Annotated in this window: 9 protein-coding genes; 5 read left to right on the top strand and 4 right to left on the bottom strand. The window is 50.3% G+C overall.

Annotation, left to right across the window (positions count from 1 at the left end):
* Positions 1 to 618: 618 nt before the first annotated feature.
* Positions 619 to 1,227 carry a prepilin-type N-terminal cleavage/methylation domain-containing protein gene (locus OQK_RS25760; RefSeq protein WP_016774975.1) on the bottom strand — a complete coding sequence of 203 codons (609 nt, stop codon included), beginning with the start codon at positions 1,225 to 1,227 and terminating at the stop codon, positions 619 to 621.
* Positions 1,224 to 1,670: a type II secretion system minor pseudopilin GspH gene (gspH, locus tag OQK_RS25755; protein ID WP_016774974.1), complete on the bottom strand. Its 447-nt coding sequence runs from the start codon at positions 1,668 to 1,670 to the stop codon at positions 1,224 to 1,226. Before gspH ends, OQK_RS25760 begins: the two co-directional genes overlap by 4 nt.
* Positions 1,671 to 1,790: 120 nt before the next feature.
* On the opposite strand from gspH, the gene OQK_RS25750 reads away from it, so the two are divergent.
* From OQK_RS25750 to OQK_RS29580, 4 genes are all read left to right on the top strand, one after another.
* Entirely contained in the window at positions 1,791 to 2,219 is a 429-nt protein-coding gene (locus OQK_RS25750) for a type II secretion system protein N (protein ID WP_016774973.1), read from the top strand.
* A gap of 252 nt (positions 2,220 to 2,471) precedes the next feature.
* Entirely contained in the window at positions 2,472 to 3,188 is a 717-nt protein-coding gene (locus OQK_RS28940) for a hypothetical protein (protein WP_016774972.1), read from the top strand.
* A gap of 240 nt (positions 3,189 to 3,428) precedes the next feature.
* Positions 3,429 to 4,913: an AAA family ATPase gene (locus tag OQK_RS25740; protein ID WP_016774971.1), complete on the top strand. Its 1,485-nt coding sequence runs from the start codon at positions 3,429 to 3,431 to the stop codon at positions 4,911 to 4,913.
* Between the two features lie 11 nt (positions 4,914 to 4,924).
* Positions 4,925 to 5,761, top strand: a complete 837-nt coding sequence (locus tag OQK_RS29580) for an HNH endonuclease (RefSeq protein WP_157221950.1) — start codon at positions 4,925 to 4,927, stop codon at positions 5,759 to 5,761.
* A 1,238-nt stretch (positions 5,762 to 6,999) separates the two neighbouring features.
* Here the strand turns inward: OQK_RS29580 and OQK_RS31750 are convergent.
* Both OQK_RS31750 and OQK_RS25730 read right to left on the bottom strand, forming a co-directional pair.
* Positions 7,000 to 7,398: an AAA family ATPase gene (locus tag OQK_RS31750; protein ID WP_238537267.1), complete on the bottom strand. Its 399-nt coding sequence runs from the start codon at positions 7,396 to 7,398 to the stop codon at positions 7,000 to 7,002.
* Complete coding sequence (locus tag OQK_RS25730) at positions 7,340 to 9,967, bottom strand: TrlF family AAA-like ATPase (RefSeq protein WP_238537266.1); 2,628 nt, start codon at positions 9,965 to 9,967, stop codon at positions 7,340 to 7,342. Before OQK_RS25730 ends, OQK_RS31750 begins: the two co-directional genes overlap by 59 nt.
* A 560-nt stretch (positions 9,968 to 10,527) precedes the next feature.
* Between OQK_RS25730 and OQK_RS25725 the strand changes: the two genes are divergently transcribed.
* A complete protein-coding gene (locus tag OQK_RS25725) occupies positions 10,528 to 10,887 on the top strand; it encodes a DUF6124 family protein (RefSeq protein ID WP_016774969.1) in 360 nt (119 codons plus the stop codon).
* The last annotated feature ends 79 nt before the right edge of the window (positions 10,888 to 10,966 follow it).

The following is a 10,966-nucleotide window of genomic DNA, read 5'->3' as shown; positions in this document are numbered from 1 at the left end:
CGCACTCGATCCCTGTGGGAGCTGGCTTGCCAGCGATGACGGCCTAACAGCCAACCAACCTGCAACTGACCGCCCCCGATTCAATTGTGGGAGCGAGCCTGCTCGCGAAAGCGGTCTACCAGCTGACCAATATCTTCCGGTCGCACTCGATCCCTGTGGGAGCTGGCTTGCCAGCGATAACGGCCTAACAGCCACCCAACCTGCAACTGACCGCCCCCGATTCAATTGTGGGAGCGAGCCTGCTCGCGAAAGCGGTTGCCCAGCTGACCAATATTTTCCGGTCGCACTCGATCCCTGTGGGAGCTGGCTTGCCAGCGATGACGGCCTAACAGCCACCCAACCTGCAACTGACCGCCCCCAACCCAATTGTGGGAGCGAGCCTGCTCGCGAAAGCGGTTGCCCAGCTGACCAATATCTTCCGGTCGCACTCGATCTCTGTGGGAGCTGGCTTGCCAGCGATGACGGCCTAACAGCCAACCAACCTGCAACTGACTGCCCCCAACCCAATTGTGGGAGCGAGCTTGCTCGCGAAAGCGGTCTACCAGTAACAACAACATTGACTGACCCACCGCAATCACGAGCAGGCTCACTCCTACAAAAGCCCTGCGGTGATCCCGGCTATTGCAACAACCCAATCACCTGCCGATACCGCTCAACCCCCTGCGCCGTCTGCCGACTCAAACTAATCTCCAACCCCAACGGATCCTCCCGCCGATTGCCACTCAACTGCCGCCAGCCCTTATCCACCTCCCAAACCCGCACCTGCACATCACTCACCTCACTCAACACCGCCACCCCATTCCCAGGCGCCGGCAACGGATACCGACTGCGCGCCTCAGCCACCGCCCGATACAACGTATCCCCCTTGACCCACCAGCGAACCCGCTGCAACGCCCCCGGCTGATCCGCCGCGCTACGAATAATGTCCAGCCGAAACCCCTTGCTATCACTACTGCGCACCGTCACCGCCGGCGGCGCGGTCGGCGCCTCATCCTCAGCCCCGACCTTGCGCGGCTCGCTCAACTCCACCCCCGCGCGCATGTCCACATCCCGCTGCAACTGATTCAACACCCGCAACAACCCATCGCTCTGCTCACTGCTGGCCTGCAAATGACTGTCCGCCCGCGTCACACTGTCCAGCCCGCGCCAGGCAATCAGACTCACCACCGCCATCAGCAGAATCGCGACCATCACCTCAATCAGAGTGAACCCTTGCTGAGTCTTCATTGAACACTGATCCGCCCACTGCCATCGCGCAGCACACTCAGCCGATTGGCCCCATCAGACAAAATCAGCCGCAACGGCGGATTGATCCACTCGGCATTCAGCACCACCGTCTGCCGGGGCTCCACACGCACCTCCACCTTCGGGCTCTGCCACGCACGCGGGCGCAACTGCGCATCCTCCTTGAACGACTCAAACCCCACGCCATCATCCTCACGTCGCCCAAACCGAAACCCCTTGGCATCCGCGACCCACACAATCGGCCGCCCATCCGCGCGCGCCTCGGCCTGCGCCACCTGCAACAACTGCGCAACCCGCTCGGCATCCTTGCGCAACAACTGCAACGGATCAGGCCTGATACTCAAACTGATCGCCGCACTGGCAATCCCGATGATCACCAGCACCACCATCAACTCGATCAACGTAAAACCCTGCTGCCTGCTCATCACCCGCGCGCTCCTTGGCGTCCCACCCCATCGTGCCCGGCGAACATGTAAGGCATGTGAAATAAAACGGAGAGAATTGCCGCGTAGGCTGGCAACAGGGACAATAAGGAGCGACAACCCATGAAATTCACCGCACGGATTACCCCAGCGCAAACCGTCCAGGCCCTGGCCCTGCTCGCCGCCCTGATGGGCGTCGCGACATGGTCGTCGCTGCTGCTGACCTCGGCGGAATCGCACACCCCAGCCGCCACCCCGCAAGTGCTCGCGGCGAGGAGTGATAGCCCGGCGTTGCAGTGGTTTTCAAATGAGACCGCGCCGGTGGATATCAAGGTGAGTGGAGTGATCGCGGGCGGGAGTGGGACGGTGGCGATATTGAGTTTGAATGATGGCGCGCCGAGGAGTTTTTTGGTGGGGGAGAAGGTTGGGGTTGGGGTGAAGTTGGTGGGGGTTGAGGGGGATGGGGTGGTAATTGAGCGGGGTGGGGAGAGGGAGAGGTTGGGGGTGGAGAGGTTGGGGGAGGGGCCAAAATTGCCAAAGCTGACCCAATAGTGGTTTTACGGGTAGGGTTACTTTGTCGTTTAGTCATACAGTCTGTGTGCCTCGGCAAAAGAATTGATCGGTCATGCAAGGGAGGGGGCACCTTCGATTTTTTTGGGAAAAGGTGACACTCTCCCGCTTTCGGCCAATACCGGTCCGCTATGCGGTACATCCGATCTGCCGCATCATTAGCACGCATTGATGCTTGGCTAAAGATGAGGTATCAGGTATCTCTGCTCCATCCGCCAACAAATGGAGCTTCAAATGAAAAAGATCGACAACGAGCTGATCGACCCAATAATTGAGCCAATTGGCGAGAAAGCTCACCGTGCCGTCAGAATCATGATTGGTGCAGTGCCCATCTTGGGCGGCGCAGGGGTCGAGATTTTCAATTCAGTCATGGATACACCAATGAATGAGCGAAAGGTCCAGTGGATGAACCAAGTCGGCAACGCGCTGAACGATCTGATCGAAAAGGGCGTGTTGACCGAGGAAGGCTTGCAGCTCAACGAAACTTTCGTCACCACGGTGTCACAGGCATCAATGCTGGCGATACGTAGTCATCAGAAAGAGAAGTTGGAGGCGCTGCGCAACGCAGTACTGAACGTCGCAGTAGGCAATGGTCCGGAAGAAGATCTGAGACAATTGTTCCTGAATTTTATCGATGCCTGCACGGTGACCCATATTCGTTTGCTCAGTCTCATGAGCGGCCCTGAAGAATGGGGTCAGAAACATAAAGTAGAATTTCCGAGCAGCTGGGGCATGGGTGGCGTAACGCAAGCCATTGAGCATGCATTCCCAGACCTCAAAGGCAAAGAGCAGATCTACAAGGTAATATGGGGTGACCTTTATCAGCGCGGCCTTATTAACACCGAAAATCTTGGCACGACCATGTCGCGTCAAGGAATTTTAGCCCGTAGGACCACTGAGTTAGGGGCGAAACTTATCGACTTCTTGAGCGAGCCTGTAGAACTGGAATGAGTGTCTAATTCGACTAGATCCCTGCGTAAGACAACGCCAGCGACATCTTACGCATGGACTACAATTGGTCGATAACTGTCAGTGACGGACGACTCCCTCCGACCCAAAATAACCGATCAGAAAAGAGTTAGGCTGCCAAGCGATAATAAGTTCCTACAAGTGAACTTTCCTCGCTGGCTAGTCATATCGATTTTCTACGGGAAGGAACATCTAAGAAGTATCTGAATAGTGAGTACTAGCATGAAAATCTATCCTAAGGCGCAAAAAGATTCAAAGGCAGATCACTTGGTTCTAGTCAGTACCGATTGGGACGACTTTGGGCTTCAGTCGACATTTTACTTATCCGTTGTGATTGATGGGAAAGAAAAAAAGCTCGGAGAATTAAAGGCGGTAAACAAAAAAACGCTTTCTGGGCGCGTTAAAATTCTAGAAACGGATTATGGACTTGACGACACTATATGCACTCTCGGGCAAAGTATAGATTATTACAATGATATTCATCGGCTAGGGAAAACAATCGAGCGAAATATATTAAAAACCTTAAGGGATTGCGCATTCGATTCAGATATATACGAGGAATTCTCTAGGCTCCCACAGTTTCGGCAGTCGGCTATTAGATTTAGCACTGCCGAACAAGCTTTGCAAAGAGGCTTGGAACTTTATGGGGCTGTGCCTAAAGGAGCGGAAAAACCATCTGTTTCTTTTAGCTTTAAGGCGAAGCTTGCAGGCTTTGAGGCTCCATATAAATTAGAATTTGAATATTTTGACGGTAAGTCGACTATGATTCCGTCTAATATAAATGTGCTAATAGGTAGGAATGGTACTGGTAAAACTCAACTTTTGAGCGTACTGGCTAAAGCGATTTCGGGCTATGGGTACGACAAAAGCGAGGAACTATTGAAAGCGAGAGAGGAGCAATTCCCATCGGGACGACCTGCTTTTGGCAATGTCATAGTTGTTTCTTACTCGGCCTTCGATAGCTTTGAGATCCCTGGCAAGAACGAATTAGAGAAAGGGAAGCTGGCAGCTCAGGGGCATATTTTTGGTTACGTTTACTGTGGGCTTCGTGAGCGAATTGGGTCGGGAGAGTATAGAATCAAAAGCTCTTCTGAAATTTCCAGTGAATTTTCCGCAGCGCTGGAAGTAATTAATCAAGACGAATCGCTTCTAAAAGTTTGGAAAAATTGCCTAAGTCATGTTCTAGGTGACCCTTCTTTTGCGAAAATCAAGCCTGCACACCTGTATGATCAGTTTTCAAATTTGAGCTCTGGTCAGAAAATAATACTTTCCATACTTGCAAAGGTTATCGAGCATATTAAGCTCTCTTCTATTGTGATAGTTGATGAGCCTGAGACGCACCTTCATCCGTCATTAATGGCCGCTTTCCTACACGCGATTCGAGACATACTTGAGGAATTTCAATCCTTTGCTCTAATGGCTACGCACTCACCGGTAATCCTCCAAGAGACTCCATCGAGGTTTGTCCAAATTTTAGAGGGAGGACGGCAAAGGCCTAAAGTTTCGAGATTGTCAAAAGAATGTTTTGGTGAGGAAATCTCTACGCTAACTGCTGATGTGTTTAAAGTTGACTCGGAGGAGTCTAATTTTTTGGCGGTGCTTAGTAAGCTGGCGAAGTCTGGAAAATCGCTAGACGACATAAATGCGATGTTTGGTAAAAAGATAGGTATTACAGCTCGATCATTTATCGCAAATTACTATAAGTAAGTGGTGATTTTGTGAGAAATCTACCAGCTCCTATTAATAATCCCGCCTCTATTTACGACTCTATTGTAAAGGAGAAAAAGAAACTAATACCCAAGCGCCTAAAGAAGGTACGTGCTGATATACATGGCTCTTATAAAAATTACGTTGCACATAGCTACGCTCTTGAAAAGCTATTGCCAATACTAATTTTGCCACTGCATAGGAAAGCGTTGATTCATGCGTATGTTTCTGAAACTAAGAGTATGCGTGCCCTTCGTGCAGATCTTTTGAATCCTGACTTAGATGATTTTGCCCAATGTCCATACTGCGGTATTAATGAGCCGAAGACTCTAGATCATTACATTCCTAAAGAGTCTCACCCAGAATTCTCATTGCTGCCGTTAAATCTCATCCCCATTTGCAATCAATGTAACAGTACTTACAAGGGCACAAAATTTCTCGCTGCAGGGAAAAGAATTTTTTTGCATAGCTACTTGGACGCGTTTCCAGATTTCTCCTTTCTGAAGTGTGACGCCTCTATTGGCCGTAAAGTGGAAGTTGACTTCAAAATTATATCGGTGTCCGCTCATGTTGAATTCTCCCGACTTCTCGGCGAGCACTTTAGCTACTTAAATTTAAATGAACGATTTAAGTATCAATCGAGTATCGAAATCAAGTTACTCAGGGTGTCTCTGGCTCGCATATATCGAGTAAATGGCGATTATGCCGACGTCGCACACGAACTTCGCCAAGAAGCAGATGACCTGAAAGAAGTTTTGGGGGAAAACCACTGGAAAGTAGCTCTCTATAAAGGATTGGCTTGCAGCAAGGCTTATTGCGATGGCGGCTTCACAAAGCCAATCAAGTAAAAGTTAACTGGCTTGAGCGTTTGTTAGGCCTATTTAGTTAATTGCTGTGAGAAAAGGGGCTGCTTTATTTTGCACAAAAATAAATCTGTCCCCTTTTTCGTTCCGATTTAACTATGGTTGTTTGGCAATTGATCGTAAGCGCGTGGTCGCGATTGCCACTTTGACATTGACAACCTTATTTGCCTGATACTTGCCACGATTTGCATGACGTGATTTCGAGAGCTCTGATGACAGATTTGTGGAAACTATTGTCGGGGTTTGAAAGACAGCCCCTTTGCTACCGAGCATCGGATGGGCCATTGATTATGGAGCATTATTCACCACTGTTGTTGGGGCGCTAGCAGGGTTCGGGTATTGGCGCATGGACACGTGGGTATATATCGGAAAGAAATAAAAGCCGAGAGCAATTGATTAGGGAAATAAGAGACACTAATGCAGCTATCATATTGGCTCTTGGGGTTATGAATTGTGGAGTCGGTCTTAAAAGGCAATACGTCAAATCACTTAAGGAGGAATACGATATTCAACGAAAAAAAGCTAGGATACAATTGCCAGAATGGCTGCAGGTCATCCTCAAATAGATACTCCAAAAATAGCTCTACTAGATTTACCTAAATTAGCCCCCCGGTCGCACACCTTCAAGAGATAGCTTTAAGTCGGCTTTCCGTTTCTGGTAGAGCCCTAGCATCGGTTACCGCACTTAGCGACTCAGTCGTGAATTTGAATGTAGCGCTTTCTCGCAGAAAAACGAGCTTATCAATAGGTTTAAGAGGAACGTCTCCCCACCCGGCGCCGGAAAAGAGTTTTTTTTTGGGGGGATGCGTTATGGTGCTGGAAAGACTAATGAGAAATACGGTGATTCAATTACTGGTATTAGTCTGTATACCGACGAAATCATATTTTTTGGTGGTGAATTATGCTCGGATCTTTGCGAGCATGGAGATGTGCTTATAGAGAGATTCAATAGATAGAGGCTCGGAGGGCAAACACCTGAGATTAATAAGGTTGAGCTTTCTGCTGCCCGCGAGGCTGGCTTGATACCTCCAGATGAGGATTACGAGGCGTGGACTTCCTGCTTTAAAAAGACTGAAAAAAAGCAGACTGCGCTAAGGTTTTTTCGTTCGCGCAAACGAAGCAACTGACACCGCTATCATAATAGTGATAGCGGGATCAGTTTTTTTTTGCCTGAAAAGTAAATTCTGCTTGCCGCGATAATCGCGAATTCCGGCCTTGAGCGTTTATCGATCTAGGCGAACTCTCAGCCTTCTTGCACGCTCTTGAAATGCTATATCACCACCCTCTAAGATTTCGCAGACAACTTTTCGAATGTCTTCATTTTCAAGGCCGCCTGATACATAGGTAATCGGCGGCAGTCCTCCAAAGGCACTTGGGCCAGAGGTGGCCACGATAATTTGATCTGCGTCAGTGTTTATCACCAAGTTTGCGTTGTGCGTGACGATTATCACTTGTCGCTTGGCTTTAGCTGCAATGAAAAGGGAAACTAGTTCATCAAATACAGACTTTGGATCAAGAATTTCTTCCGGTTGGTCGATTATAAGAGGGCGATCGTCTGAATCATCAAGAGCTAAATAGAGCAGCAGCAGAACTATTCCACGAAAGTTTTCTAATGTCGACATTGTCGTATGAAATTTCATATCGAACCGCGAGGTGGTCTGTGCTGAACAGCCAATGTGCAAACTGCTTAGACCAAGCTCGATATTCGGCTTGTTGCGTTTGCAGGTACGGGGCATGAGAGAGCAAGTCCCTGCGGTATTTTTCCGTAAAAGCAGCCATTGCCTCCTGTATCTCAGGTGCTGTGCCAGTTTCCCACGCTGCCTTCAGTTCCTGCACTGCCACTGCAATCAGCGACCCCCGTCCATTGAACGGCCCGGACTTGCGTCGATCAAGTAGCTTTTCCTCGGCGAGTAGGCCCCAAGTTTCAACATCGGCTATTCGCCGAACCGAAAAGCTAAGTTTCTTGAGTGTCCCTGAAGAAGCCGATAGACGTGCCATTAGTGGCCCATAGAGGCTGGCTAACGCATTCTGCTCGTTGATAATTGCTTCAAAAACACGACCGTAGGTTTCATTGCGCTCCATCTGTAGATTCTTTCTACGAATTTCGGCGCCCTGTGCATCAAGTAGGCGATTCTCCAAGGTCTGCAGAGCGGTGTTTTCTTGGCCTATACGTGTAGTCAGTATCGTGTATTGATCTCTAATCAACTTATCTGAACTGAACAGTGCTTCTAGCCGAGTCATTTCAGCTGCAATTGGTGCTAATGGAAGAATCGATGGGTCAATGCTTTCAGCAATTAATGGAACGTTCGGATTACTCGGAGGCGGTGGGATGCCATTAAGTTTTCTAATTTCCTCGTCCGCCCAAACGATATAGCTAGATAGATGTTTATCGACATTACCTTTGTAAATCAACAGAAAGTCATCCCACTGCTGCTCTGTGAAGCCACTGTTGGTATGGCGCGCCTTTACGTTGCGTAGCAGTTCCGGTGCTCCCGTTGCATGCATGCTTCGAACCTCGTCCTGTAAAGCAACAAAGGTGCGGCGTTGATTGCCGAAGGCTTGGATTTTGCTACGAAGAGCTTGAGCAACTTGACTAAGCTGCGCATGACGATTGGCGTGTACCTCTGTTCCCTTGACAACAAGCTTGGAGAGGTCTGCATTATATCCGGCGATTAGTAGTTTCTTCTGCGCAACCTGCGTTGTGAGGATTGCAACTAAGCTTTCCTTTTCCAGTTCGGTGGCAACTTGATCTGAAATATCAGATATAGCGTCGGATTCACGCTGACGTGCTTGGCGGTACCTTTCGATCAGTTGGTCCCGGAGTTCACTAAAATCGATCGCCCCGTTGCGATCATCCTGCGTATGAGACTCAAAAATTACTCTCTCGATTTCTTCAACAAGACCATCTGATACCCCCTTTGCTGAGCAAAGCTCCTCGACGAACTGTTGAGACAAGTAGCGAGCCCGGGGAAAAGATAAATAGCCATTAGCGTCTCTTCCGTCAAGTGAGCGAGTCGTTATCGCTCCTCCACCCCATGTGAGCGTGGTTGATGCCCCGCCGATCAACTGACGTGCACGAGCAAGAAAAGATGGACTGATGCTTTCATCAGCACTCCATCCCGTTGGGGAAATCGCGTCGCAACCTGCTGCTATCACATCTGCTAACGCAGTTTTGCCTGAACCACGCGCGCCAATAATTGCTACGAGACCAGGGTTAAGCGGTATATCTCGAGTTTGTGACCACTCAGCATCATTCAACCTGACATGAGAGATAACCTGAGACGGCATCGCTGAACGAGGCGGCTGCTCTCCAACATAAGCACGGCCCTCAGGATCTATGCACGCTTGGCGGAGGGCATCGAACTCCAGCGCCCCCTTGATCCATGAAAAGCGGTTGTCGACAGGCTGTCCTACCGAGTTTTGGTCATGGGCGTCACTGCCGTGCAGGCAAGGCTTGCAACCGTCATATCTTGCTCGCAGGTCTTCAGTGGTTACGCCGGAACGTTGGCCTAGCCAGAATTCGCGCTGTGCCTGGTTGCTAGAAAAAATAATATGAGCGAACTTTTCGATCTCTTGGCGCATTGTCGCATCGGCTGCCTGCCGCAAGCCCGATGTACCATCGCCGGCGCCACCTGCGACGGCAATCAAGATGTTTTTCTTAGCCCATTCACTTTCGTGAATCACTTTGCGCAACTGATCGAAATTGACCTTGACCTGCGTAGCACCGTAACGAAGGGCAGCACCATCATCGATGATCGTAGAGTCAGCGCGTTTTCCAAGCTTGATTAGTTCCTCCCGAGTGCAGTCATAACGATCATTGTGAGCGTGAAATTGGAGGCGCTTAAGAATGCGCTTTATTTCTGAGATGTGATCGGGATCGTCCGGGCTGACAAGCAGGTGGACATTTACAAACCCTGATTTTGCGGCGACATCAAGGCGCAACTCTATGTTGGGGAATATGAGTTTGACGCAGGGCAGCCGGCCGCTTGCTTTGTATTTAAGCAGTTCTTCATAGGTATCCGTACCGTAGTAATCAGTGACTGCGATTGCCTCAATCTTCGGAGTCAGGGTTTCGAGAGTTGCGAGATAAGAATCCCATGGATTGACAGAACCAAATTGATTGTTAAGCACGGTGTCAGGTGTATGAATATGCGGCTCCCACCTATGCCATTCTGAACCTCGATTAATCATTCCACATCCTCGTGAGCTCGAAACTACCTAAAGTCTGCGGCTAGGGTGGTTTCGTCCTAAGCCACCGGCGGGTACGTCTATTGCGTTCTAATCATAGTGCAGAAGTGAAAAGCGGCAATTTAGTACTGAGTGATCACCCGGGATAGGGGGAGTGGATAGGGAGGCGAAACTATTTTACGGGGGCGTAACGGAATGAGGCCTCCATAAACACCAGTGTTTAAAGAGACATCCCCAGTCACGTTCCTAGGCTACATATCCTTGCGCCTTTGCCTACAGCTGCGCCAGAATCCGCCGGCTTGTGCGCCTTGGGGGCGGGTTCTATTGTGGTCGGGTCGCTGACGAATCAGCGATCGGGTTTGGTAGCCCGGCTTAGACTTGGCGCATTGCGTCACCCGATTCAGTCCTTTTAGGGGCTGTTGCTTTATGGTGGCCATGCGCAGGGCGTCTTCGGGCGCGCCGGTTTTCCAAGTCACCGGTCTACCAACCTTCGTATGGCCACCACCCCTTCGTTTGGTAGCGAAAAGATGATGGCTCCTTTTCTATGATTTGGAGATTCACTCATGATCAAACCAACACCCAACCCACCCGAAACCGATCCCACGTCTCCCTACGAATCCCTCGATTCCAACAAACTTCACGAAGCCGCTGACCGTGCGCTTGATCATTACCTGTCGCCAAACAATCTCCTGCCTCCGCCACGTAAGGCGCGGGGGATGTATGCGGTGACGGCGGATACCAAGAATGAAGAACTGCTGGCTGATGCGAGTGAAACGCTGGCTTCGGCGAAGACGATTGCTCAGGACATTTCCAGTTTGTTGCCGGCGCCGCAGCGGCGGGCGCTGTTGGGGGTTGCTCAACTGATCATGCTGGGGGAGCTGGCGGTGAATCGGGTTATGGATAATTTGGAGGTGGCGGGGTGATGTTGTTGGCCTTGGTCCGGCGCTGCGCCTTGGGATTTTAGGTGCGCCAGAAAAGCCCCTCACCCCAGCCCTCTCCCGG

The sequence above is a fragment of the Pseudomonas sp. R62 genome (genome assembly GCF_000257605.1).
Lineage (GTDB): Bacteria > Pseudomonadota > Gammaproteobacteria > Pseudomonadales > Pseudomonadaceae > Aquipseudomonas > Aquipseudomonas atacamensis.
The sequence above is the reverse complement of the archived record's forward strand: the minus strand, read 5'-3'. Positions and strand labels throughout refer to the sequence as shown.